The following is a 24,115-nucleotide window of genomic DNA, read 5'->3' on the forward strand; positions in this document are numbered from 1 at the left end:
CTTCGGCTCCACGAATATAAGGTAGCCTGACCATGTCAGTCACGACTGTTCCGATACATCCCATCAAAAAAGGTTCGCTGACCAAGCTCTGGCTCGGTCTTTTGCTGGTCGTTATTGCCGCGCTGCTTCTCGCTTATACGGGAACTCAGAATGCGGTTGTAAGCGGCGCCAGCAACGAACAGTTTCTCGCTGCGAATGCGGATGAGGATGGCGTGCAAACGACTGCGTCAGGGCTGCAATACAAGGTTCTCAAGCCAGGCGAGGGGCCTTCGCCCACCGCCACCGATACGGCTCTGGTCAAATATGAGGGCCGGCTGCGCGATGGCACGGTCTTTGATGCAAATGAGCAAACGCCGATGCCGGTTGGCGGCGTTGTTCCCGGTTTCTCCGAAGCGCTGCAATTGATGCAGAAGGGCGGCGAATATCGCATCTGGATCCCGTCCGATCTGGCCTATGGTGAGGCGTCTCCCGGTGATCAGATTCCGCCCAACAGCCTGCTGATCTTCGATGTGACTCTGATCGACTTTATTTCGCAGGCGCAGATGGAAGAATTGCGGATGCAGATGCAGGCCCAGGGCGTACCCGGCGGACCACCGCCCGCTCCCTGACTTTTCTACAAATCTGAAATCAGGCGCGCTCGGCTTGCGCGACCGCTTCCGATGCGCGCAGCGCGGACAATATCCGCATCAGATGATGGACATTGTGCACCTCCAGCGCCACGTCAAACGTGTGAAACGGCCCATCCCGGTGCGACAGGCGCAGGTTCAGAATATTGGCATTGTGAAAGCCGAATATCCCCGCCATCTCTGCCAGTGTGCCCGGCTTGTTGTGCAGCACGACGCATAGCCGCGCCGGTGCGCCATCGCTTTCATTGCCCCAGCTGAGGTCGACCCAGTCTGCATCCACGCCATCGGCGAGACTGGGACAGTCGATCGTATGAACTTCAACATTCTCGCCGCTGCGCCGTAATCCGACAATGCGGTCGCCGGGCACCGGATGGCAGCATTCGGCAAGATTGAACGCGACGCCGGGGGTCAGGCCCTTGATCGAAATCGCCCGATCCTGTTCTGGCCATTGCCGTTCGTCTTCATTGTCGTTGACGCTGCCGGGCATGAGCGCTTCCATCACCTCGCGGTCGCTGAGCTCGCGCGTACCAATCGCCATCATCAGATCGTCGGGCTCCGCCATGCCTAGCCGTTTCAGCCCTGCCTTGATCGCCCGCTTGCCGATCTTGCCGGGCAACCGTTCGATGATTTCTTCATAGAGTTCTGTGCCTATCGCGATCATCTCGTCGCGTTCCTTGAACCGGACGTTCCGGCGGATTGCCGCGCGCGCCTTGCCGGTAATGACAAAGGACAACCAGCCGGGCTGCGGTTCCTGACCCTTGGATTTGAGGATTTCGACGACATCGCCATTTTGCAGCTGGGTGCGCAGCGGTACATGACGGCCATTGACCTTGGCACCGACGGCTTGATTGCCGAGATCTGTGTGAACGGCATAAGCGAAGTCGACGGTGGTCGAGCCCCGCGGCATCTGCAGCAACGTTCCTTTGGGCGTGAAGGCAAAAATCCGGTCCTGGTACATCGCGAGCTTGGTATGCTCGAGCAATTCCTCGGCATCTTCCGCCTGGTCGAGAATCTCGATCAGATCGCGAATCCAGCCAGCCTGGCCGTCGGGACGGTTGCCCTGCTTGTAAGCCCAGTGCGCCGCCAGGCCGAACTCGTTATCCTCGTGCATGCGCTGCGAGCGGATCTGAATTTCCACCCGCATATTGGTGCCGTGCATGATCGTAGTGTGGATCGAGCTATAGCCGTTGCGCTTGGGCGTCGAGATATAATCCTTGAACCGGCCTGGAACCATTTTCCATTTCTTGTGCAGGATTCCCAGTGCCCGGTAGCATTCCGAGCTGTTGTCGGTGACGACCCGGAACGCCATAATGTCGGTCAGCTGCTCAAAGCTGACATGCCGCTCCTGCATCTTGCGCCAGATCGAATAGGGGTGTTTCTCCCTGCCGCTGACCTCTGCCGCAAGCCCGCCGCTCTGGAGTGCTTTTTTGATCGACAGCGAAATCTTGTCTACCTGCCCCTCGTCGCCTTCCTTGATCGCCTGCAGTCTTTTGGTGATCGTATCATAGGCTTCCGGTTCCAAATGCTGGAAAGCCAGCAATTGCATCTCGCGCATATATTCATACATGCCGATTCGTTCGGCAAGCGGCGCATAGATATCCATCGTTTCACGCGCGATCCGCTGCCGCTTCTCCTCGCTCTTGATGAAATGAAGCGTGCGCATGTTGTGCAGGCGGTCAGCGAGCTTGACCAGAAGCACACGGATGTCATCCGACATCGCCAGCAGGAATTTCCGCAGGTTTTCCGCTGCTCGCTCATTGTCGGTCTGCGCTTCGATTTTGGAAAGCTTGGTCACGCCGTCGACCAGGCGCGCGATTTCCTGACCAAATAATCTGCCGATTTCTTCGGTTGTGGTCAGTGTATCCTCGACCGTGTCGTGAAGCAGCGCCGTGACGATCGTCTGCTGATCCAGTTTGAGGTCGGTCATCAGGCCGGCGACCTCAATCGGGTGGCTGAAATAGGGATCGCCGCTGGCCCGCATCTGGCTGCCATGGCGCTGTACCGAAAAGACGTAGGCGCGGTTGATCAGATCTTCATCTGCATCGGGTTCATAGGATCGGACCCGTTCTACCAGTTCATATTGCCTGAGCATGAAATGAAGATGGTGCGCTTTCCGGGCCGGGGCAACAAAAAAGAGCGCCGAAGCGGTCACTAATGTCCGGGGGTCGGACCAAGAGCATCGCTTCGGCGCTATAGCTGACCGGCCGCAGTCATTGTCTGGCTGCTTTAGGGAGAGGAAAGCCGGTCAGGCGGGGATCTTCAAATCAGCTGTTGCATTTGGCGAGCGCCTCGGTGTCGAACGCTTCGCCCTTATAGGTAAAACTGGCGACGGGTCCGAACTCATCGACGATCTTGGCGCAAATCGTCCTTGCCGCAGAGCTGCTCTGGCCACCGATACATTCGGTACCAGCACAGTGGATAACGGTATCCTTGATGATTTCCTGCGTGGCTTCGACCGGGGCTTGCAATTCTGCGGTATAGACCACGGCTTTGGTGCGCGCCTCAACCGTGGTTGCCGTGAACAGGGTGAGCGAGGTCATCGCTGCGACACAGAAGATCATCGACGCGCGAAGCGGGCTTTGGGAGAGAAGCATGATATGTCCTTTCTTCAATCTGATCCCGGGTCGCTTCATGCGGCCCAGCGGGGAGAAATTTCCGGTTGCAATTTAGGTTGCGAATCGATACTTATAGAGAAAGGTTTTAAGTTGCAACTAAAAACTTATATTTTTTTCGCACTTGCCCGAAAACTGGTTTAGGAATGTTTGCATGGATAAAATCAGAGAAGATCTATCAAGTCTGGCAAGCGGTGAGTGCAGCCTGCCCGTATCACTGGAAGTTATCGGTGAACGCTGGTGTTTCATGATATTGCGAGCCGCGCTCAACGGCGTCGGTCATTTTGAGGATTTTCTCTCCGAGATAGGGATCGCCCGGAACATACTTGCCAACCGGCTCACGCGGATGGTGGAAGCCGGGATCATGACCCGGCGGCCATGCGATCATGACAAACGTAAGGTCGAATATCGGCTGACGGACAAGGGGCAAGCTTTGCTGCCCACCATGATTGCCTTGCGGCAGTGGGGAGAACGATGGGAGACCGGAGTGCCCTCGAATCCCATTCTATGTGACTCGCGTGATCGCAAGCCCATCCGACCGATCAGCATGCGAGCGCATGACGACCGGGTGCTTGAAATGGACGATCTGTGCTGGATTGATGAAGCGGAACTAAAATCCGAAGCCGCTGGCGCCAATCGCGATGATATGGTCGTGCGCCATCTCCGGGAAATAGGCGAATCGTCGGTGGCCTGATGCCGTTTGCGAACGGACGCTAAACGGTCGCGTAAATACTGTTTATCGGCCGTGCCATGACCCGGCGCACCATCGGCTCGAAAAATTCCAGCGGCGCCGTATCATAGGCTGCGTCAAATGCGGTTTGATCATATTTGGCGCAGAATTCGGCGCAATCTTCGAAATGTTCATGTCCCCGGAATTGCTCGCGCATCTCGCGATCTTGCCCGAGATAGTGGAAAAAATAATAGCCCTGAAAGATGCCGTGCTTTTCGGTGATCCAGTGATTTTTTTCACTGACGAAAGGTTTCAGGATCGCCGCTGCAATATCGGGATGGTTATAGGTGCCAAGCGTATCGCCAATGTCGTGCAGCAGCGCCATCACCACATATTCCTCATCGCGGCCATCACGATGCGCGCGAGTCGCGGTCTGGAGGCTATGTTGCATGCGGTCGATGGGAAAACCGCCAAAATCGCCGTCGAGCAGTTTTAGATGATCGAGCACTCGGTCGGCCACCTTGCTGGCAAAAGGACCGAAGTGGCCGCCGATAATCTGCCAGTCTTCCTGTGTGCCCTCTTCCATGGAAGGAAATTTAGCGCGTAGTTCGTTGGGACCGCCCATGATCTTCTCCTGTGTCTATTGTCGATCTTCAGCCACGTTCTTGTCGCCGAAACTGCCAATTATTTTGCATTTCGGTCGAAAAAGCGGCGTTCGTCGTCTTATTTACCCAATTGATAGGCGATTCTTCCCCAACCGGCAATGGCCCGCTATAGATAACGCGATGGCCGTTCTCGATATTCGTCCCCAGCCGTTTTTTGGCAACAAGAACCGGGCGTTCTGGAACCTGCAATCTGCGGGCTGGGCCGGTGCGTTGATCTTGCGCGCGATCGGCGGGATTTCAAACGGCCTGCCGCTGAGTTTCCTGGTGCCCGTGATCATTTCAACGATTACCGGCTATTCCATTTCGCTGCTGTTGTCCGTGGTCTACAAGAATCTGATCCACCGGCGACCGATCGTGACCTGGAGCAGCACGGCGGTGATCCTGACGATTGCCGCCTCGCTATATGCCTTCATCGATGCCTGGGTTTTTCTCATCCAGAATCCGGCCACGGAAACCGCCTTCGGCACTCTGTTTCTCGGCTCGCTGTTCCTCGGCATCATGATGCTCGGGGCGTGGTCGGCGCTTTATTATGCGATCAATTTCTTCCTGCGCGTCGAGGAGCAGAATGACCAGCTGCTGCAGCTGGAAGCACAGGCGACACGCGCGCAGCTGGCGATGCTGCGCTATCAGCTCAATCCTCATTTTCTGTTCAATACGCTGAACAGCATTTCGACGCTGGTGCTGCTCCGCCAGACGGAACCGGCCAATGCGATGCTGTCACGGCTCTCCTCCTTTTTGCGCCATACGCTGGTCAATGAGGTCCACAGCCGGGTGACGCTGGCGCAGGAAGTCGAAACCCTGCATCTGTATCTGGATATCGAGAAGATGCGCTTCGAGGAAAGACTGCGGTCGCATTTCGATATCGATCCGGCCGTTCGCGATGCCTTGTTGCCATCCCTGCTGCTGCAGCCGCTGGTCGAGAATGCCATAAAATATGCGGTGACGCCGCAGGAAGAAGGGGCCGATATTTCGGTGTCCGCTCAACTCGATGGCGAAAAGTTGCGGATAACGGTATCGGATACCGGTCCCGGCAATGTCGGCACAGCGTCCAGTAAATCCAGTTCGACGGGCGTGGGTCTGGGTAATATTCAGGAGCGATTAAACCAAGCCTATGGAGAAGGCGCGACGTTTGAAACGCGTTCGTCTCCCGGCGAAGGCTTTTCGGTGGTGATCGCCTTGCCGTTCGAAACGAGAGAACAGATTGAACGGGAAGCGGCAAAGCACGCGACAACGGAAGAACAAGTGAGAAACGAAACAATTTTTGGCGAGCATGCATCGAGCGATGGCCATCAGCGAGACCCGGTAAATGTGACCGCGATGGCGTCCTTTCAGCACAAGGATTTAAAAACATGACGATCAGAACGATATTAGTCGATGACGAAAAGCTGGCGATCCAGGGCTTGCAGATCCGGCTCGAAAAATTTGAGGATATTGAGGTGGTCGACACCTGCTGCAACGGCCGGGAAGCGATTCGCAAGATCAAGACGCTGAAGCCCGATCTGGTGTTCCTCGATATCCAGATGCCGGGATTCGACGGCTTTTCGGTGGTTCAGGGAATCATGGAGATAGAACCCCCGTTGTTCATTTTTGTGACCGCTTACTCCGAACATGCGGTCCGTGCCTTCGAAGCGGAAGCGATCGATTATCTGGTCAAGCCGGTCGAGGAAGACCGGCTCGCTGACGCGATTGACCGGGTGCGCAAGCGGCTGCTGGAAAAACGCGGTGGTGCCGAACTCGAAAAGCTCAAGAATGTTTTGAGCGAAGTCGCGCCTGACGCGATGGCCAACATCGATGACTCCGATGAACCGGCATCAGCGAATCGCTATGAGAAGCTGATCAATGTGAAGGACCGGGGACAGATTTTCCGCGTCGATGTGGATACGATTGAACGGATTGATGCGGCCGGCGATTATATGTGCATCTATACCGCCGACAACAGCCTGATCCTGCGCGAAACCATGAAAGATCTGGAAAAGCGTCTCGATCCCCGCAATTTTCAGCGTGTGCATCGCTCGACGATCGTCAACCTCAGCCAGGTCAGGGAAGTGAAGCCGCATACCAATGGCGAATGTTTTCTTGTGCTTGGGTCAGGTGCGCAGGTTAAGGTCAGCCGCAGCTACCGCGACGTGGTCGCGCGCTTCGTGCATTAGGCGCTAGTCCCGACGGTGCCGGAAAAATTCCAATAGCAATTGCGCGGAGCCTTCTCCCTCAATTCCGGAATAGACTTCGGGTTTGTGATGGCAGGTGGGCGCCTCGAAAAAACGGACTCCATTGTCAACCGCGCCGCCCTTGGGATCTTCTGCGCCATAATATAGCCTGCGGATGCGGGCATGAGCGATGGCACCAGCACACATTGTGCAAGGCTCAAGCGTAACCCACAGGTCGCAGTCGTCGAGCCGGTCATCGCCGAGAAAACGGGTCGCTTCGCGAATCGCGATGATTTCGGCATGGGCGGTCGGATCATGGTCGATCCGCGTCCGGTTATGTCCCCGGCCAATAATTTTGCCATCCTTGGTGATAACGGCCCCTACCGGCACTTCATCGACAGCGATGGCGGCGTTGGCCAATGCCAGCGCATCGCCCATAAAAGAAGTATATTTCGCTGCCGCCATGCTATTCGATTAGCGCGGAACCGAAAGGAACGCTATAGGCGAACCGTATCGTGCAAAAGGCCCCGAGATGCTTGACGCATCGGACGATTGTGGTTAGAGGACCGCTCTTTCCCGCTGGGAATCACTCAATAACAAGAAATTGGACTTTTACGATGTCGCGGATTTGCGAACTGACAGGTAAGACTCGGCTGGTAGGCAATAATGTGTCGCACGCCAAAAACCGGACCAAGAAGACATTTTTGCCCAACCTGCAAAATGTGACTCTTTTGTCTGATGCACTCGGCAAGGGCGTGAAGCTGCGCGTTTCGACGCACGGCCTGCGTTCGGTGGAACATGTTGGCGGTCTCGACAACTGGCTGATGAAAACTTCTGATGACAAATTGAGCCTGCGTGTCAAACGCCTCAAGAAGGAAATCGCGAAGAAGCAGGCTTCTGCCGCATAAGCGATCAATCTGATTCTAACGTTGAAAAGCCGGGGCTCGCTCCGGCTTTTTCGTTTTGGATTGGGGCTTTGGGGCCTGTCTGAGCGGGCGTGTCATCCAGCAGGCGGAATTTCAGTAGCAGCGATTCCTGCAGTGTGCTGAAATTGTCATCCGACGCGATCCAGACAATCGGACCATCCCGGTCTCTGGTGATTGCCAAGGCTTCCATATTATCCACCTTCAGCGGCGGCTTCAAAGTCGCAATCGGCATTGACTGCGCCACTTGTCCAGACTGGAAGTCCTTTAATCGCGCGACCGACAGGATCGCGGAAACACCATCGAATGGCGTGAAGCGGCGGTGTAGCATCAACGCAGAATGGTCGTTGAGCAATGCTGCATCGGTCAGCTTGTAGCCCTTGGGAGGCTGATAGCCAAAAATTCTGGCGTTGCTGGTTGGTTCAGATGCGTCGCCGTCGAAGATAAGCGCCTGATAACCCCCTTTGGAATATTCTGCCGATTCCGAAAATACAAGAAAGCGGCCATCGGGCAGACGGAGCATGGCCTCGGCACCGCCATTTTCGGGCCATTTCTGCATCGCCGCAGGGAAAGCCGCAGCTTCTTTGCGGGACAAAGACGAACCATAGCGCCAGATGCTGTGTTGATGCTCGTAGCCCACCCAGAATTGATCCGTCTCTGGATCGTGCATGAAGGACTCGGCGTCCCAGTTTTGCTTGGGATATTTGGTGGTGGTCGCTGGACCATCGGGCAGCGGCGCAATGAAAGGACGAACGGCCCGATGCGCCCGTTCGTCCAACGTAAATCCCATGAGCGAACCGTTGTCGCTGAGCATCAGGAACCGTTTGTCCGGCAAGACCACCATCGACGATATGCCGCCAAAATCATCATTCCTGCTGCTGATGATCCAGCCGCCCAAAAAAGCGAGCTGGCCAACCCGGCGACGGGCGGGATCGCTCGCATCGAGCGCAATTGGCTCAAGCACGATATACTGGCTGTTATTTCTTGGCGGGGCCGGGCCGCGCACATAGGTGACCGGCACGAGAAAGAACAGGAGTGACAAACAGGCGAGCAAGCGGCGCATGCGGCCGCGCATAACCGATTCCTGGCCCCAAATATAATCTATTCTGGACGATCACGCGACACCTGCGCTAGACGCTGGGCAACCAGTCAGGAAAACGCGCACATGAAGAAAATCTATCCGGATGCGGCAGCCGCACTCAACGGCCTTTTATTTGATGACATGCATCTCTGCGTCGGCGGTTTTGGCCTCTGCGGGATCCCGGAACGGCTGATCGATGCAATCCAGAAGGATGGGGTCAAAGGCCTCACCATCGCTTCCAATAATGCCGGCATCGACAATGAAGGTCTCGGCAAGCTGCTCCGCTCACGACAGGTGAAGAAAATGATCTCTTCCTACGTCGGCGAGAACAAGGAATTCGAGCGGCAGTTTCTTTCCGGTGAACTGGAAGTGGAGTTCTGCCCGCAAGGTACGCTGGCCGAGCGCTGTCGATCCGGAGGAGCCGGCATTCCCGGTTTCTATACCAAGACCGGCGTCGGCACGCAGGTCGCCGAGGGCAAGGAGCACAAGGATTTCGATGGCGAAACCTATATTCTCGAGCGCGGCATTTTTGCTGATCTCTGCCTGATCAAGGGCTGGAAGGCGGACAAGGCGGGCAATCTCATGTTTCGCAAGACTGCGCGAAATTTCAATGCGCCAATGGCTACCGCCGGCAAAATCTGTGTCGCCGAGGTGGAGGAAATTGTCGAAGTCGGAGAGCTGGACCCGGACTGTATTCATGTGCCGGGTATCTACGTCAAACGCCTGATCAACGGCGCGCCCTATGACAAGAAAATAGAATTTTGCATGACGCGGGAGCGCCAAGACGCCTAATGGATCGGATCCGTTCATCCCTGATCGTTCTGGCTGCCCTTCCGTTTTTTTCCAGTTGTGTTGCGGCATTGCTGCCACTCGCAGCGCTCGGAACTATCGGCAAAGGGCAGATTGATCGCGAGCAGGCGAAGCGGGATATGGTCGCCGCCGGTGCGCTTGATCTGGCGATGCCGACTGGGAAAGTGACCGTCGGCTCTGGCGACGGTGAGCGGGATGCCTTGCCTCGTACGGCAAAGAAATTTTCCGGACAAGGAGGTGCCTCTGAAATTGTGGAAGTCGCTATTGACGGTAACGCCGCCGACTATCTTGCGAAATTTTTTCAGCCGGTCGGTCAAGATTCATCGCCCTATGCCAATTTCGCGACTTACGCCTTGAAGCAAGCCGCGAAATTGGCTGAAGGCCAAGGGATCAGCTCCGTCGTTCTGGTTCCGCGGGTCGATATCTATAAACCGGAAACGATCGCATGCGAAGGCAAGCCGTTGGCGGTGGTTATCGATCTGGATGACACGACCGGGGGCGGCTGGATCAAGGCGGAAACACTCTACCGGCAAAATGGACTGGTCGAAGTGCTTCACAGCTTGCGAGCATCTGACATCAGCGTGATCTGGGTGTCCGAGCAATCCATTGGGGCATCCCAAACAATCTCCGCTATTTTGAACGAGGCAGGCTTCTCGCAATCCGACGCGGAGGACTTTCTTTTCCTCGATCGCGGCGGAGATGATCGCAAACAGGTTCGTCGCTGGGATGCAGCGCGCAATTACTGCATTGTCGCCATGGCGGGTGATGATCGGACAGATTTTGATGAGCTTTATGCTTATCTGCGCGACCCCGACGGCGCAATCACCCTGGAATCGATGTTCAACAACGGCTGGTTTCTAGTCCCACCGCCGCTTGTGGAAGCAAACCAAATCACGCCCAACAAGCCAGATGACAAAGAAGGATAAATATGCCCTGGACTCGCGATGAAATGGCCGCTCGAGCGGCGAAAGAACTTCAGGACGGCTATTATGTCAATCTCGGCATTGGCATTCCTACGCTGGTCGCCAATCATATTCCGGAAGGGGTCGAAGTGACTTTGCAGAGCGAAAACGGGATGCTCGGCATTGGACCGTTTCCCTATGAAGACGAGATTGATGCAGATCTGATCAATGCCGGAAAGCAAACGATCAGCGAACTGCCTTCGTCCAGCTATTTCGGTTCCGCCGACAGCTTTGCGATGATCCGCGGCGGACATATCGATCTTACGGTGCTGGGCGCGATGGAAGTTGCAGAAAATGGCGATATCGCCAACTGGATGATCCCGGGCAAGATGATCAAGGGCATGGGCGGTGCGATGGATCTGGTGGCCGGGGTGAAGAAGATCATCGTCGTGATGGATCATTGCGCGAAGGATGGCAGCCCCAAGTTCATCCCGGCCTGCACCCTGCCGCTGACCGGCACCAATGTCGTCGACATGATCATTACCGACCTGTGCGTTTTCCAGCGTCTTGATCATGATAGCCCGTTCCGGCTGATCGAACTTGCGCCGGGGATCAGCGCCGAGGATGTTGCCGCGAAGACCGCAGCAAAATATGAAGTAGCATTGTAAGATACCGAATGTGAAAAAATCTCTGGCGCTGTTTTTCGGACTGGCTGCTCTGTTGCTGGTCGGCTGGTACGGCTATCGGGCTCTGTCTGAACAGAAAAGCGGTTTTCCGCTGGCGACCCTTGTCGAGCCAAAAGCAGCAAAGCGTTTGCCAACCCGGCCTGACGACTGGCACGGCAAAATCGACTATCGCCGTCTTGACCAGGATTTTGCCGCTCTTGCTGCGCGTCCGGAAATGGCCGGACTGGCAGTGGCCATAGTGGAAGACGGCGACCTGCGTTTTGTTTCGACTTACGGCGTCGCTGACAAGGACAGCGGCGAGCCGGTGACGCCGCAAACCGTGTTCCGCTGGGCCTCGGTATCAAAGGGCGTAGCGGGATCGCTGGCCGCAAAGCTGTCGGAAGAGGGCAAGCTCAATCTCGACGCGCCCTTGAGCATCTGGCACTCGTCCCTCCGGCTCCCGGGCGACGCTCAGTCGCAGATATCGGTGGCGCAACTATTGTCCCATCGAACAGGTCTCACCAAAAATGCCTATGATACGAAGCTGGAGGATGGTGAAGATCCCGGTCTGCTTCGCAGCCAGCTTGGCGCCGCGCCTCTGCAATGTCTTCCCGGTACTTGCCACAGCTATCAGAATATCGCCTTTGATGCGTCGAGCGAGATTTTGGGCCAGGCTGCGGGGACCTTATACTCGGATGCCGTGCAGAAGCGCTTGTTCAAGCCGCTGGGCATGACAAGCGCGCAATTTGGCATGGCCGGTCTTGTCGGCGCAAAGAGCTGGGCGCGGCCCCACCGTGGCGATCAGGTGCGAACCTTGTCAGAGTCCTACTGGCGGGTTCCGGCAGCGGCTGGCGTGAGCAGCAATATTATCGACCTGGCACGCTGGATGCGCGCGCAGATGGGCGAGAATGAAGATGTTCTGTCGAGCCAGGCTCTGGCCGTGGCCCATGCGCCGTTGGTCAGCACCAGACGCGTATATAGCGGTGACCTGGCGCGCGCACTTGGTAACCCCTATTATGGCCTCGGCTGGCGGACGTTCAACTATGAAGGCCGGCAATTGGTGGGTCATAGCGGAGCGGTCGACGGCTTCCGTTCAACGATGATATTCGATCCTGCCCGCCGAACCGGTGTTGTGGCTATGTGGAATGATGGCTGGGGCAGACCGTTTCGGTTGCCCTTTGCGGTGCTCGACAGCTATTATGGCGAGAGCGGACATGATTGGCTTGATTTGTCAGATTTGCCAGCGATCAAAGTGCCGCTAGCAGAGCCGGTCATGCCCAACTGATCTTTGGCCGGCGTGGCTCAGGTTGCCGAGTTCGCTCTCACAGCCGCCAGCTCAAACAGAGCGCGGTCACCCATTTCCCAGGTGACGTTCAACTGCGTGTGATGGATCAACCAGCCGTCACCGTTCCGACGCAGCTGATGAACATAATATCCGCCGATACTGTGCATCTCCCGCAGTTCCCCGGTCACCAGGTGGTGATGAGCGGCCATGTAGCAGGTGCATCTGGCTTCCGAGCCATCGATATCGATTATGAAGTTGGTCAGGACATGTTGAGTGGCATCAAACGGCTCCAGCGTGGCCCGGACCCCGGCGACCCAGTCGTCGGCGCTCATGGTGGCGGCAGGTTCACCGGACCAGCTCGAGAAATCGACGGTCAGCTGGTCGGTGAATATCGAGCGATAGAGTTCCCAATCGTGGCGGTCGATGCCCGTGGCATAGCCGAGCACGTGGTCGTTAATTCTGGCTCGGTCTAGAAGATCATCGTGGGTCATTTGACTGTCTTTCCATCAAAAGTTCGCGGCTGGCGGAAATGGCATATTGTGCCCAGCTTGCTGCTTCACTTGCCGTCTGCCGTGCGGAATGGGGCACCTCGATATCGATATCCACATGCGGACCGAGCAGGTCGACCAGGTCTCGGAGCGGGAATACGCCCTCTCCGGGTATCATTCGGCTCATGGCTTCCGGAATATAGTCATCAGACCGATGGAAATCGGGCCCGTCGCAGAGCTGGGCGTATCCGATAATGGCCGGGTCCAGCGCCTGTATCTGTTCAAGCGTGCCACCTGTGCGAAAGAGATGCAGGGCATCAATTGCGACCGTCAAATTGGGCTGCCGGACATGACCATGCCATTCCACTGCGCGTGTCAGGCTGTTGCAGCCAGCGGCGAAACCGGTGAATTCCAGGCCGACTTCCAGTTCGTTGTCGCGTGCCAACTGACACAGGCTGGACAACTGATCTTCTGCCCGGTGCCGGTCGCTTTCGTGGATGTGGGTGACGATGCGTTTCGCACCCAATTCGGCTGCCAAGGCAAGGGCGGGCAGATAGTCCGTGACATCTCGCTCAGCCATAACCGGAAAATATTCGGCGTTGATTATGCGCACATCATGGTCGCGGAGCAGGCGTTTGAATGCCGATGCCGCGCTCGGTTCGACCACCGGGAACATGTTTCCGCCATCAGCATTGATCGGCGTAGCGGTGAACAGGCAGACTCCCTCGAGACCGGCATTGGCGGCGAAGCGCACGAGACCTTCCGGTCCGCCCTCCATCATCGTTATCTGATGCAATGCCAGCTTACGCATGAGACAATTCTAGAACAATTGCTGGCCGATGCCACCGGATTAGGGCTTGTTGGGCTAGTCAATCTGCTAGGCTGTTTCATATCGCAGCCTCTCTATGTATCTTGTGGAAAAAGCCGATCGCGGAATCGCGCACAGAGGATATTTGCATGACCGAAGAAGAAATTATTTCCATTGGCGACGTGGTGCGTTTTCAGGCGCAGGAACAGCCGGATGCGGTGGTCTTCACCTTTGAAGATGACGAGATGACCTATGCTGCCCTGGACACCGGCAGCAACCGGGCGGCCCAAGCACTGGCTTCCAAGGGTGTCAGCAAGGGTGACCGCATCGCCTATATGGGCAAGAACAGTCATCTATATTTTGAAATCATGGTCGGTGCGGCCAAGCTGGGCGCGGTCATGGTCCCGGTCAACTGGCGGCTCGCCCCGCCCGAGGTTACCTATGTCCTGAACGACTGCCAGGCGAAAATACTCTTTGTCGGGCCCGGTTTTGAAGAACTGGCGGGCAAGATCCAGAATGATCTGGAGCATGTCGAAATGATTCTGGGCAGCGAGAAGGCGGAAGGGGACTTCCCCGGCTATCCCGCCTGGCGCGATGGTTTTGAGCCGGTCGATCCGATGGTACCTTGCGCCGAGGATGATGATGCGTTGCAGCTGTACACCTCCGGAACGACCGGTCACCCCAAGGGTGCGATCATGACCAATGGCTCGATCTTTTCATCGCGCAGCGCCGGAATCACGGAAGAAGATCTGATGGATTGGCAGAAGCCGATCCCCGGCGAGATAACTCTGCTCGCGATGCCCTGCTTCCATATCAGCGGCACTGGCACCGGACTGGGCGTGATGTTTAGCGGCGGCAGCGCGATTGTCCTGCCGGAATATGATCCGACCCAGGCGCTGGACCTGATCGCGCAATATAATATCTCGAAAATCTTCATGGTGCCGGCGGCGATCCAGATCCTGCTCAACCATCCGCGCGCCAAGGATGTCGATTTCTCCAATCTCAAATATATCACCTATGGCGCGTCGCCGATCCCGCTGGATCTGATGAAGCAGGCGATGGATGTGCTCGGCTGCGGCTTTGTCCAGATGTACGGCATGACCGAGACGTCGGGCACGATCACGACGCTCAATCCCGAAGATCATGACGTCAACGGCAACGAAAAGATGCGCTCGGTCGGCACGGCTTTGCCGGGCGTTGAGCTCAAGATCATTGATCCGGAGACGGGCGAGACCTTGCCGCCCTACACCATCGGCGAGATCGCGACCCGTTCGGCGAAAAATATGAAAGGCTATTGGAATAGGCCCGAGGCCACGGCCGAAACGATCGATGCCGATGGCTGGCTGAGGACCGGCGATGCTGGCTCGCTCGACGAGGACGGCTATCTCTATATCCAAGACCGGCTCAAGGACATGATCATTTCCGGCGGCGAAAATGTCTATCCGGCGGAAGTCGAGAACGCGCTTTATGCCAATCCCAAGGTGGCCGATGTCGCGGTGATCGGCGTGCCCGACCAGAAATGGGGCGAGGCGGTCAAGGCCTGCGTGGTGGTCAAGGCCGGACAGGAACTGAGCGAAGCCGAGCTGATCGCCGATGCCCGGACCCGGATCGCTGGCTATAAATGTCCCAAGTCGATCGACTTCATCGATGCCCTGCCGCGCAATCCTTCGGGCAAGATCCTGCGCAAGGACCTGCGCGCGCCTTATTGGGCAGGCAAGGACCGGGCGGTCAATTGATTGATCGCTCTTGACCGTAATATTGCTCCGCTCGTGATGAGATTGTCCACGCACGGGGCTAGTCGCCCTTCGGCCGGCCCAGGGCGAACGGCAGGTTAAAAGGATAGGAAGCATGACGGACTTGGTATTGCGCGAAGACCGGGACGGCTGGGCGCTGCTGACGCTAAACCGGCCGGACAAGCTGAACGCGCTGACCGTGGCGATGTTCCGGGAATTGCGCGATCATGTTGCCGACTTGCGCAAGGACGACAGTATCGGGTGCGTCGTGCTGCGCGGGGCGGGCAAATGTTTTTCCGCCGGTCATGATCTCGGTGATATTGCTGAAGGCGAGACGGTGCCGTCGAGCGGATGGCATTCGGAAACTTTGCGGATGCTGGAAAAACTGCCCAAGCCGGTAATCGCAGCCGTGCACGGCCATTGCTATACCGGTGCGCTGGAAGTGGCGCTGGCGGCGGACTTCATATTGGCAGCGGACAGCGCGAAGTTCGGCGATACCCACGCCAAATGGGCGCTGACCCCGGTCTGGGGCATGAGCCAGCGCCTGCCGCGCCGGGTCGGTATCGCGACTGCCAAGCGATTGATGTTTACCGCCGATATGATCAACGCCGACGAAGCGGTGCGAATTGGTCTGGCCGAATATATCGTACCTCTCGAGCAGTTCGATGCCGAGATTGAGACGCTGGCCAGCAAGATTATCGCCAATTCCGGTTTCTCTCATGCAGCGAACAAACGGCTGCTGGAAGCGACTGATGGCGGTCCGCTTGACGCTGGGCTGCAATGGGAGGTGATGGAGACCGAAGGCCATGGTCCGGATATGGAAGAGCGGATCGGGGCTTTTATGGGGAAGGGCAAGTGAACCGACGCGTTTTACGTTTATAGAAGCCATAATGCGGAGTCCAAATTTTGCGGTGTTGGGCAACGACGTCCGGCAGAGAGGGACGACAGGTATTAGGCAGCCTCTGAGCCAGGCTTCCGGTCCGGGATTTCGTAGACCGCAACACCTTCCTCGTGTTCTGGCACCCGCGCCACGACTTGGCCGTCTGGAGCGATGATCGCCGTACATCCATAGCTCAGCAGATCACCGGACTCGCCGGTTACGTCGGATGACGCGATCCAGCAGCCGGTCTGACGAGCGCGATTGATAAGGTTCAGTATGCTCTTTTCCCGCCAACGTTCAGCCGTCGCCGACGGCAGCATATTGTTGAGCGGGAAAAGAATGAGATCGGCCTGTTGGCTGGCAATCTGCTCGGCAGCGTCGGCATGGTTTGCATCATTACAGATATTGATGCCGTAACGAATCCCCGATCTGACAAAGATGGGAAAGTTACTGCCCGCAGCCACTCCCGGTTCGTTGGGGTAGGCCTTTGCATAGCGTCCGGAGATATGTCCCCGCTCGATGACGAACGCGCTATTGAATATGTCCGGAGCTGCCCATTCGAAAGTGCCGACCACCAGTGTCGCGGGAAATGTACTGATTTGTCGGCATAGCTGCCCTAGAACAGCACCGGAGGCCTCTTGCGCTCGTGCGCTAATCGTCTCGGGATCATAGGAATGCCCCAGAAGGAAAGCCTCGGGTAGCAGAACGAGGTCGATTGCCTCTTGCTCCGCCCAGCGCAAATATTGGATGATTGCCTTGCAAGCGCCTGCCGCGTCGTCAGCAATTTCCGGGCATTGGAAGGCGGCGATCCTCATCGGAATTTGTCTACTTCATCTTGCGGCCATGGCAAGCCCGCTCCGGCTCAGACAAGCGTCTCCATATCGATGACAAACCGATAGCGCACATCGGATTTTTCCATCCGGTCATAGGCCTCGTTGACATCCTGCATCGCGATCATCTCGATCTCCGGAAGGATGTTTTTCTCGGCACAGAAATCCAGCATTTCCTGGGTCTCGGCGATGCCGCCGATGCCTGAGCCGGTGAGGATCCGGCGGCCCAGGAAATGGCCGCTGTGCATTTCGGGCAGCGTGTCGATCACACCAACCAGTACCTGTGCGCAATCCACTTTCAGCAAAGGCATATAATGCGCCACCGGGTGGGGCACCGGAATGGTGTTGAGGATCATGTCGAAACTGTTCGCAGCGGCCTTCATCGCCTCCCGGTCGGTGGACAGCAGGATATCCTTGGCCCCCAAGGCCTGTGCATCAGCCATCTTGTCTGCGGTCCGGGTGAGGACAGTGACTTCGGCACCCATCGCGGCGGCCAGCTTCACCCCCATATGGCCGAGTCCGCCGAGGCCGACGACCGCGACCTTGCTGCCCGGGCCGACCTTCCACTGCTTGAGGGGCGAGTAGGTGGTGATACCGGCGCAGAGCAGTGGTGCCGCTGCGCCCATGTCCATGCCGTCTGGAATGCGCAGGACAAATTCCTTGCGCACGACGATCTTGTCGGAATAGCCGCCTCGCGTGGTGGTGCCATCGCGGCGATCCTTGCTGTTATAGGTGCCGGTCATCCCGCCGTTCAGGCAATATTGCTCCAGACCCTGCTTGCAGTGGTCGCATTCCATGCAGGCATCAACCATGCAGCCGACCGCGACCCGGTCTCCCTCAGCGAAGCCGCTGACATCTTCGCCAACAGCCCGCACATGGCCGACGATTTCATGGCCCGGGACAACCGGATATTGGCTGCCGCCCCAGTCATTGCGCGCAGTGTGCAAGTCCGAATGGCAAATCCCGCAATGCGATATCTCAATGAGCACATCGTCATGCCGCAGCCCCCGCCGGTTAAACGAGCAAGGCTCCAGCGGCTTGTCCGGCGCGTGGGCGGCATATCCCTTGGCGGGATATTCATTGGTCTGTTGCTCGGTCATGGTCGTCCCTTTCAATAAAAAGGGCCCCGGCCAAAAACCGGAGCCCTGATTCTAGCGCAAGTGCAGCGCGTCTGCTCGCCCAAAAAGGGGAGAGCGGTTTGCAATCAGAATTGGACGCGCTTCGTAAAGCCGCCGTCGATCACGAGATGGGCGCCGGTGGTGTAGCTGGACGCCGGGCTGGCGAGGAAGACAACGCCGCGCGCGACATCGTCAGCGGTGCCGAAATCGCCGAGTGCGAAGCCAGCTTTTGTGGCTTCATAAAATTCCGGCATGCCCTTTTCGATCTGCGACCAGTTGCCGCCGGGGAACTTGATCGGTCCAGGCGAAACCATATTCACGCGGATACCTTTTTCACCAAGCGACTGGCTCAGCTGGCTGCCATAGGTGATCAGCGCCGCTTTCATCGCGTTGAATGCCTGTGGTGCGACGAAGGTTTCGAACGCGGCGGTGGAAGACATGAAGATCACGCTGCCGTCATCGGATTTTTCCAGATGCGGTTCCAGCACTTCCATCGCCTTGACGGCACCAATGATGTCGGTCTGGAACGTGACGTCCCAGTCACCGGTCGCGCCGGCACCGGACGAGCTGACATTGTGGATGAAAATATCGCAGCCGCCGAGATCGCCAGCCGCCTTTTCGAGCCATTTTGCATAGCCGTCATGATCGGTCATATCGAGTGCATCGCCAATCACCTTGCCGCCATGCGCTTCCAGTTCTTTTTTCGCGGTCTCGACCTGCTCCGCATTACGCGAGAAAAAGGCAACGTCTGCGCCTTCGCTAGCGAAATGTTCCAGCGCAGCGCGGCCGAGGCCGCGGCTACCGCCGGTGAGAATGACTTTCTTGCCCTTAAGTCCCAAATCCATTTTCTTCTCCTTTGTGTTTCTATAAAAATCGGGGTTAGAATTTTGCTATGGCGGGTTCGCAGCTCCAGCCGATGCCGCGCCGCAGCAGGTCGTAGATGATCGGCTGCTGCCAACCGGACCGGTCAACTTCGGGCCACCAGTCGAGCACTGGCTCCATATCATAATGGCCCCGGCAATGGCCCATCGTCAGATAGAGCACCGCGCCTTCGCCCATCCGGCGGATATAGAAGACCGGATGACGGCTCTTTTTGATGTCGCTGTGAACAAAGCCGCTGATATCATCCGTGCCATTATATTCAGTGTCGAGCAGAACGTCGAGTTCGGCGCGGGTCTCGACCAGATATTGCTCGTCGGTGGTTTCGAAACTGGGAATGCCCTTGACCAGCGGGTGATCCGGCTGGACGTTGTCGACGGTGAACGGAATGATCGGCGGATGGGACAGGAAACGGGTACCGAGCGTGTCGACGAAGACCGGCATTTCATCCGGTGCATCGACAAGCCCGTTTTCCAGGAATTTCAGGACCGAGTTGGTGCCATGCAAGGCAAAATAGCGGCCGCCACCCGTGACAAAGTCCTGAATGTTCTTTTGGGCTTCCGGGCTCGGCTTCAGGTCGCATGTATAGCTGACGAGAAAATCGGCATTTTTGATCGCCTCTAGATTCTCATAATCCTCGAATACCCGGACGCGGATGCGATCATCCTCGGCGAGCAATTTCATCACCTCGAGCCGGGCATAATCGATATCATGATATTTGCCGGCAGCGACCAGCACGCATTTGATCGGTTTCTGGTCGGGGCGGCGTTCGGGCGCTTCGCTCATCTATTCTTTTCCTATCACGGGGTTTGTTTTGCCATCCCAGTCGAGATGCATTTGGCGCATGGCCGCGAAGCCGTCGATACCGGCCTGCGGGATTTGCAGATATTCAATGATCGTCCCCGGACCGCCGCCGTAATCGGCATAAAAGGCACCGCCGACACCGCCGGGGAGGCTGACTTCCTGAATGACCTCGCCGCCCGCTTCCTCGGTCAGCGCCCGGGCATGATCCAGATCATCGACGATCAGGCACAGATGCTGCACGCCCTGCAGCCCCTTTTCGCGCCAGTCCTTGAACATCGATGGTGCGTCATTGTTGGGCCGGATCAGCTCAACCTGAATATCCCCCCAATAGCCGATCGCCATCGAGAACTGGATGTCCGATGGCTCGCCGCGATATTTGACATTCTCGACTTCGACTTTCTCGGTGTGGAAAAACGGGCCGGCTCCCATTTTCTGCGTCCAATAGTCGAGAGCCGCGTCATAATCTTCCGGCACATAGCTGATCTGCATGATCGATCCGAGCTTGGCGAGGGTGGCTGGGCTACCGGTCATTCTTCACCGCGCCAGATTTCGGCCGAGGGGCGTTCTTCCATCATCGCTGCAAAACGGGCGAGATTGTCCGTGCCATCCGGCAGGCTCCATCCGACGGTGCCGCCGAATTTAATGAAGCAAAAGGCCACCAGATCGGCGAGGCTGAGCCTGTCGTGACAGAAATAGTCCTTGTCTCCCAGCTGGCCGTCCAGCCAGATCCAATGCTTGTCCGACATGGCCGATAATTCCGCCGCCGCCTCGGGGCTGACGACATTCATCCGTGGTTCGAACATCGGGCGTCCTGCTCCGCCGCGAAAACCCATGGTCATGGGAATGGCAATCTCCTGGTCAATCCGCCGCGCCCAGCGCCGGGTTTCAGCGCGTTCCAGCGGCGTCGAACCGATCAGCACCGGTTCGGGCTGTACTTCTTCCAGATATTCGCAAATCACGGTCGACTCGGTCAGTAGACTGCCATCGTCCAGCTCGAGCGTAGGTGTGGTCTGCATCACGTTTTTCCGCGCATATTCTTCCGACCGGTTTTCGCCCGTAATGATGTCGAGATGGATCCGCTCCACCTCGATGTTTTTTTCCATCAGGAACATGCGCACCAGGCGAGGGTTTGGTCCCAGACTCGAATAGAGTTTCACGAAAATGCTCTCCTTTGGACATGTCAGATCAGGGCAGACTCCTATCTGCTTCTTCGCGGTGAAGATACACAGGTAAACGCCCCGGGCTATCCTCAAAAACAACAGGTAGGCTGCCATAATCACTAGTGGCAACGAGTGGCCCATGCGCTAACTTGTCTCCCAAAGAATATCTGTTTTCAGGAGAAGATAATGGTCGAGACGTTAACCGGACATAATCGGTCCAACGGCATTTCCTACACCGAACTGCTGGAAGGCGACAAAGTCGCGCCGCCTGCAGTCTATATGGAAGAATCTCCCATGGAGCCGGGAGTGACCACCGTCGAGGTCAGTCGCTACTGGAGCAAGGAAGAGCACGACCGAGAGGTCGAGCGGCTCTGGAAGCGGGTCTGGCAAATGGCTTGCCACAAGGATGACATCAAGAATGTCGGCGATACGTTCGTCTATGATATTGCCGAGCTTTCGTTTCTGGTCGTCCGGGTCTCGGAAGACGAAATCAAGGCTTTCCCGAACAGCTGTATGCACCGCGGCCGGGCGATTTGTGATAGCCATAAAAAAGGCCAGAAGGCTTTGCGCTGCCCTTTCCATGGCTGGTCCTGGGAGCTGGACGGAAAGCTGAAGGAAGTGCCCTGTCAGTGGGACTTTCCTTCCGTGAGTGAAGAAACCCACAGCCTGAAGGAAGTCAAGGTTGGCGAATGGGGCGGATTTGTCTTCATCAATCCGGACCCCGATTGCGAACCGCTGGAAGATTTCTTGGGCGATATTGACCGCCATTTCCAGATTCCGTTCGAGCGGCGTTTCAAAGCGGCGCATATGATCAAACGGCTGCCCTGCAATTGGAAAATTGCCCAGGAAGCGTTTATGGAATCCTACCATGTGGTAGGTACCCATCCTGAATTGATGCCTGCCTTTGCTGACGCGAACAGTAAATATGATGTCTGGCATAATTTCTCCCGGGCGATGTCCGCTCACGGCGCACCCAGTCCGCACACCGATCTGGTCAATCCAGACCCGACCGCTTTCCCGGACGCGAAGGCGTTCAAAAGCTTCATCCATCCGATCAGCAAACACAAGTTTGAGCGGCTGGAAGAAAACCGGGTGAAGGTATCGCTGCCGAACGGCACAAGCGGCATTTTCGATATGAATGCCAATTACATCGAAGGCGAATTGAAGTCGGCTGATCCGCACATGTGCAACTGGATCGGCGGCAAGATTGCCGAGGCTGATGAAGATATGCCGATGGTCTATACCGATGTTTCGGCCCATGCCATGCGGAACGAAGCCGCTCAGGCGCGGCGCGAAGAAATGCGTCCCGTTTGGGGGGATATGGTTGACGAAATCAGTGATGCCGATCTGGTCGATGCCATATTCTACAGTGTGTTCCCGAACATCAGCCCCTGGGCCGATTTTAACCCGATCTTTTACCGCTTCCGCCCCGATGGCGACAATCCGGAGCAGTCGCTTCACGAAGTGATGTTCATGGTCGCGCTGCCGGAAGGTGCCGAACGACCGGAGCCCGCCAAGTGCACCTTCCTCGATCTGGATGATGACTATACCCAGGCTACCGAGTTCGGCAGCTATCTGAACAAGATTTTCAACCAGGATTATCTCAATCACAAGGGTATGCAAAAAGGGGTGAAGAACCAGCCAGACGGCGTGTCTTTATTTGCCCAATATCAGGAATCGAAGCTGCGGCATTTCCATGAGACACTGAATCTGTGGCTGGACTCCGAAGAGGCACCGAAAAGCCCGAAGAGAAAGGCTGCCTGAGATTGGATATAGTCGCGGCAGACGAGATCCCTGACGGCTTTGAGCGGGCAAGATTTTCCAGTCCGTTTCTCGATATGGCTGGTCCATATTATGAGCGCCAAGGTGAGGGATCCATCATTGTCGCGACCCGCATCAACAAGGGGCATATCAACCATATAAAGGTTGCGCATGGCGGCGTGCTGGGCACTTTGGCCGACGTCGCGCTCAGCTATCAGGTGCACCGTGCGGAGACGCCTGCGCTGCCGGTCGCGACGATGAACCTCAACACCAATTATCTGGCTGGCGCAAAGCTGGGTGACTGGGTTGAGGCGCATGCGGTGATCGACCGGATCAGCAAGCGGACCGCTTATTGCAGCGGAAAAATAGTCTGCGGTGATACGGTGCTGATGACGATGAGCGCAGTATTCGCGATATTGCGAAAATAGCGGCTCTATGATGCGGCGTTGGGGCTAGTCCGTCGCGCCCAGATATCCTAACTGACCGGCCTTGAAGATGGTCTGTCCGCGATTGACGCTGTTCAACTTCTGCCCGGCACGATTGACATGATAACGGATTGTCGCGTGGCTGAGCGACAGGATCATGCTGATTTCCTTGTCCGTCTTGCCGATTGCAGCCCAGTGCAGGCATTCAGCTTCGCGCTTGGACAGGATGCAATTGGCCGGCATCCGGTGCTTCTCGCGCATGGCTAGAACGTATCCGGTTACGAAACGGCTGGTGACGATTCCGAAAAAGTCGGAGTAGAGGCGATAGGCCTCGGTCAAATCTGTGATGCCATGTTCAAGCGTCGAGAAACTGACAGCTGCGATCTGGCCAAATGGCAGGTGTACGGGGATCAGAATGTGGGACTTCGATGTCTGCGATTGGGCGTAAAAATCCTGCAGATCGATCTTGTCGAGATATTCGTTCGGCCAATGTCCGTGAAATCCATCAGCGTTGCACCAGACCGGCTCGCTTTCATAGCGACAGGCCCTAGGCAGCGGTGAGCTGAGCGCCAGCCGGGTATCTTCCCACCAGCGCTCGCCTTCGGCCACCCAGCCAAAGACGTCCTTGTTGATCAGAATGCCGTCCGCATCGACCAGATGCGCCTTGGATGAGATATCGGCGGATACCGCGATACGGAACCCATAGGACTGGGCAATTTCATTCATCGCTTCGGCCGCAGGCCGAATTTCCGCAGGATTGGTGATCGTGACGCTATCTACATTTTCCCGAAATCGTTGCCGACCGATCTCGGGAATCTCGGCGATAAAATTCTCGGCCATTCC

General features: G+C 56.8%; 27 protein-coding genes. 13 read left to right on the forward strand and 14 right to left on the reverse strand.

The window, feature by feature from the left end; all coding sequences use genetic code 11:
* Nucleotides 1–32: 32 nt before the first annotated feature.
* The gene (locus ACN0WW_RS00125) at nucleotides 33–608 is read left to right on the forward strand and encodes an FKBP-type peptidyl-prolyl cis-trans isomerase (RefSeq protein WP_417608139.1); all 576 of its coding nucleotides are present in this window, start codon (nucleotides 33–35) and stop codon (nucleotides 606–608) included.
* Nucleotides 609–627: 19 nt separating this feature from the next.
* Here ACN0WW_RS00125 and ACN0WW_RS00130 read toward each other — a convergent pair whose 3' ends face one another.
* Together ACN0WW_RS00130 and ACN0WW_RS00135 are read right to left on the reverse strand one after the other, a co-directional pair.
* On the reverse strand, nucleotides 628–2,718 hold the full coding sequence (locus tag ACN0WW_RS00130; protein ID WP_417608939.1) for a RelA/SpoT family protein: 2,091 nt from the start codon (nucleotides 2,716–2,718) through the stop codon (nucleotides 628–630).
* A gap of 172 nt (nucleotides 2,719–2,890) precedes the next feature.
* Nucleotides 2,891–3,220: a CC_3452 family protein gene (locus tag ACN0WW_RS00135; RefSeq protein ID WP_417608141.1), complete on the reverse strand. Its 330-nt coding sequence runs from the start codon at nucleotides 3,218–3,220 to the stop codon at nucleotides 2,891–2,893.
* A 172-nt stretch (nucleotides 3,221–3,392) separates the two neighbouring features.
* Here ACN0WW_RS00135 and ACN0WW_RS00140 point away from each other — a divergent pair, with 172 nt between their 5' ends.
* A complete protein-coding gene (locus tag ACN0WW_RS00140) occupies nucleotides 3,393–3,932 on the forward strand; it encodes a winged helix-turn-helix transcriptional regulator (RefSeq protein WP_417608143.1) in 540 nt (179 codons plus the stop codon).
* A 19-nt stretch (nucleotides 3,933–3,951) separates the two neighbouring features.
* On the opposite strand, the gene ACN0WW_RS00145 is transcribed toward ACN0WW_RS00140, so the two are convergent.
* The gene (locus ACN0WW_RS00145; RefSeq protein ID WP_417608145.1) at nucleotides 3,952–4,533 is read right to left on the reverse strand and encodes an HD domain-containing protein; all 582 of its coding nucleotides are present in this window, start codon (nucleotides 4,531–4,533) and stop codon (nucleotides 3,952–3,954) included.
* A gap of 160 nt (nucleotides 4,534–4,693) precedes the next feature.
* Between ACN0WW_RS00145 and ACN0WW_RS00150 the strand changes: the two genes are divergently transcribed.
* Nucleotides 4,694–5,926, forward strand: coding sequence for a sensor histidine kinase (locus ACN0WW_RS00150; RefSeq protein ID WP_417608147.1), 1,233 nt, complete (start codon nucleotides 4,694–4,696; stop codon nucleotides 5,924–5,926).
* Nucleotides 5,923–6,723, forward strand: a complete 801-nt coding sequence (locus ACN0WW_RS00155; RefSeq protein ID WP_417608149.1) for a LytR/AlgR family response regulator transcription factor — start codon at nucleotides 5,923–5,925, stop codon at nucleotides 6,721–6,723. The genes ACN0WW_RS00150 and ACN0WW_RS00155 overlap by 4 nt, the downstream gene beginning before the upstream one ends.
* A 3-nt stretch (nucleotides 6,724–6,726) precedes the next feature.
* Here the strand turns inward: ACN0WW_RS00155 and tadA are convergent, their stop codons facing one another.
* A complete protein-coding gene (tadA, locus tag ACN0WW_RS00160) occupies nucleotides 6,727–7,185 on the reverse strand; it encodes a tRNA adenosine(34) deaminase TadA (RefSeq protein WP_417608151.1) in 459 nt (152 codons plus the stop codon).
* A gap of 152 nt (nucleotides 7,186–7,337) precedes the next feature.
* Between tadA and rpmB the strand changes: the two genes are divergently transcribed.
* Entirely contained in the window at nucleotides 7,338–7,628 is a 291-nt protein-coding gene (gene rpmB, locus ACN0WW_RS00165) for a 50S ribosomal protein L28 (RefSeq protein WP_417608153.1), read from the forward strand.
* A gap of 4 nt (nucleotides 7,629–7,632) precedes the next feature.
* On the opposite strand, the gene ACN0WW_RS00170 is transcribed toward rpmB, so the two are convergent.
* Nucleotides 7,633–8,718, reverse strand: coding sequence for an esterase-like activity of phytase family protein (locus ACN0WW_RS00170; RefSeq protein WP_417608155.1), 1,086 nt, complete (start codon nucleotides 8,716–8,718; stop codon nucleotides 7,633–7,635).
* A gap of 90 nt (nucleotides 8,719–8,808) precedes the next feature.
* Between ACN0WW_RS00170 and ACN0WW_RS00175 the strand changes: the two genes are divergently transcribed.
* From ACN0WW_RS00175 to ACN0WW_RS00190, 4 genes are read left to right on the forward strand one after another with little or no spacing between them, the layout of a single operon-like run.
* A complete protein-coding gene (locus tag ACN0WW_RS00175) occupies nucleotides 8,809–9,516 on the forward strand; it encodes a CoA transferase subunit A (RefSeq protein WP_417608157.1) in 708 nt (235 codons plus the stop codon).
* Entirely contained in the window at nucleotides 9,516–10,460 is a 945-nt protein-coding gene (locus ACN0WW_RS00180; RefSeq protein WP_417608159.1) for a hypothetical protein, read from the forward strand. Before ACN0WW_RS00175 ends, ACN0WW_RS00180 begins: the two co-directional genes overlap by 1 nt.
* A gap of 2 nt (nucleotides 10,461–10,462) precedes the next feature.
* Nucleotides 10,463–11,104, forward strand: coding sequence for a CoA transferase subunit B (locus ACN0WW_RS00185; RefSeq protein WP_417608161.1), 642 nt, complete (start codon nucleotides 10,463–10,465; stop codon nucleotides 11,102–11,104).
* Nucleotides 11,105–11,114: 10 nt separating this feature from the next.
* Complete coding sequence (locus tag ACN0WW_RS00190) at nucleotides 11,115–12,386, forward strand: serine hydrolase domain-containing protein (RefSeq protein ID WP_417608163.1); 1,272 nt, start codon at nucleotides 11,115–11,117, stop codon at nucleotides 12,384–12,386.
* 17 nt (nucleotides 12,387–12,403) lie between these two features.
* Here ACN0WW_RS00190 and ACN0WW_RS00195 read toward each other — a convergent pair whose 3' ends face one another.
* Together ACN0WW_RS00195 and ACN0WW_RS00200 are read right to left on the reverse strand one after the other, a co-directional pair.
* Entirely contained in the window at nucleotides 12,404–12,877 is a 474-nt protein-coding gene (locus ACN0WW_RS00195; protein WP_417608165.1) for a nuclear transport factor 2 family protein, read from the reverse strand.
* Nucleotides 12,864–13,685 carry a sugar phosphate isomerase/epimerase family protein gene (locus ACN0WW_RS00200; protein ID WP_417608167.1) on the reverse strand — a complete coding sequence of 274 codons (822 nt, stop codon included), beginning with the start codon at nucleotides 13,683–13,685 and terminating at the stop codon, nucleotides 12,864–12,866. The genes ACN0WW_RS00195 and ACN0WW_RS00200 overlap by 14 nt, the downstream gene beginning before the upstream one ends.
* Nucleotides 13,686–13,831: 146 nt before the next feature.
* On the opposite strand from ACN0WW_RS00200, the gene ACN0WW_RS00205 reads away from it, so the two are divergent.
* Entirely contained in the window at nucleotides 13,832–15,418 is a 1,587-nt protein-coding gene (locus tag ACN0WW_RS00205) for a fatty acid--CoA ligase (RefSeq protein ID WP_417608169.1), read from the forward strand.
* 112 nt (nucleotides 15,419–15,530) lie between these two features.
* A complete protein-coding gene (locus tag ACN0WW_RS00210) occupies nucleotides 15,531–16,274 on the forward strand; it encodes an enoyl-CoA hydratase/isomerase family protein (protein WP_417608171.1) in 744 nt (247 codons plus the stop codon).
* A gap of 92 nt (nucleotides 16,275–16,366) precedes the next feature.
* Here the strand turns inward: ACN0WW_RS00210 and ACN0WW_RS00215 are convergent, their stop codons facing one another.
* From ACN0WW_RS00215 to ACN0WW_RS00240, 6 genes are all read right to left on the reverse strand, one after another.
* Nucleotides 16,367–17,110 carry a carbon-nitrogen hydrolase family protein gene (locus ACN0WW_RS00215; protein ID WP_417608173.1) on the reverse strand — a complete coding sequence of 248 codons (744 nt, stop codon included), beginning with the start codon at nucleotides 17,108–17,110 and terminating at the stop codon, nucleotides 16,367–16,369.
* A gap of 47 nt (nucleotides 17,111–17,157) precedes the next feature.
* Nucleotides 17,158–18,225 (reverse strand): NAD(P)-dependent alcohol dehydrogenase, encoded by a 1,068-nt coding sequence (locus tag ACN0WW_RS00220; RefSeq protein ID WP_417608175.1) that lies wholly within the window; start codon nucleotides 18,223–18,225, stop codon nucleotides 17,158–17,160.
* 104 nt (nucleotides 18,226–18,329) lie between these two features.
* Nucleotides 18,330–19,088, reverse strand: a complete 759-nt coding sequence (locus ACN0WW_RS00225; protein ID WP_417608177.1) for an SDR family NAD(P)-dependent oxidoreductase — start codon at nucleotides 19,086–19,088, stop codon at nucleotides 18,330–18,332.
* Between the two features lie 34 nt (nucleotides 19,089–19,122).
* Nucleotides 19,123–19,908 carry a ThuA domain-containing protein gene (locus ACN0WW_RS00230; protein WP_417608179.1) on the reverse strand — a complete coding sequence of 262 codons (786 nt, stop codon included), beginning with the start codon at nucleotides 19,906–19,908 and terminating at the stop codon, nucleotides 19,123–19,125.
* The gene (locus tag ACN0WW_RS00235; RefSeq protein WP_417608182.1) at nucleotides 19,909–20,457 is read right to left on the reverse strand and encodes a VOC family protein; all 549 of its coding nucleotides are present in this window, start codon (nucleotides 20,455–20,457) and stop codon (nucleotides 19,909–19,911) included.
* Nucleotides 20,454–21,083 carry a glutathione S-transferase family protein gene (locus ACN0WW_RS00240; protein WP_417608184.1) on the reverse strand — a complete coding sequence of 210 codons (630 nt, stop codon included), beginning with the start codon at nucleotides 21,081–21,083 and terminating at the stop codon, nucleotides 20,454–20,456. The genes ACN0WW_RS00235 and ACN0WW_RS00240 overlap by 4 nt, the downstream gene beginning before the upstream one ends.
* 189 nt (nucleotides 21,084–21,272) lie before the next feature.
* Between ACN0WW_RS00240 and ACN0WW_RS00245 the strand changes: the two genes are divergently transcribed.
* Together ACN0WW_RS00245 and ACN0WW_RS00250 are read left to right on the forward strand one after the other, a co-directional pair.
* Complete coding sequence (locus tag ACN0WW_RS00245; protein ID WP_417608186.1) at nucleotides 21,273–22,850, forward strand: aromatic ring-hydroxylating oxygenase subunit alpha; 1,578 nt, start codon at nucleotides 21,273–21,275, stop codon at nucleotides 22,848–22,850.
* 2 nt (nucleotides 22,851–22,852) lie between these two features.
* Nucleotides 22,853–23,275 (forward strand): PaaI family thioesterase, encoded by a 423-nt coding sequence (locus ACN0WW_RS00250; RefSeq protein WP_417608188.1) that lies wholly within the window; start codon nucleotides 22,853–22,855, stop codon nucleotides 23,273–23,275.
* Between the two features lie 24 nt (nucleotides 23,276–23,299).
* On the opposite strand, the gene ACN0WW_RS00255 is transcribed toward ACN0WW_RS00250, so the two are convergent.
* Entirely contained in the window at nucleotides 23,300–24,112 is an 813-nt protein-coding gene (locus ACN0WW_RS00255; protein WP_417608190.1) for a helix-turn-helix transcriptional regulator, read from the reverse strand.
* Between the last annotated feature and the right edge of the window lie 3 nt (nucleotides 24,113–24,115).

The sequence above is a fragment of the Parasphingorhabdus sp. genome (assembly GCF_048269865.1).
Taxonomy (GTDB): Bacteria; Pseudomonadota; Alphaproteobacteria; order Sphingomonadales; family Sphingomonadaceae; genus Parasphingorhabdus.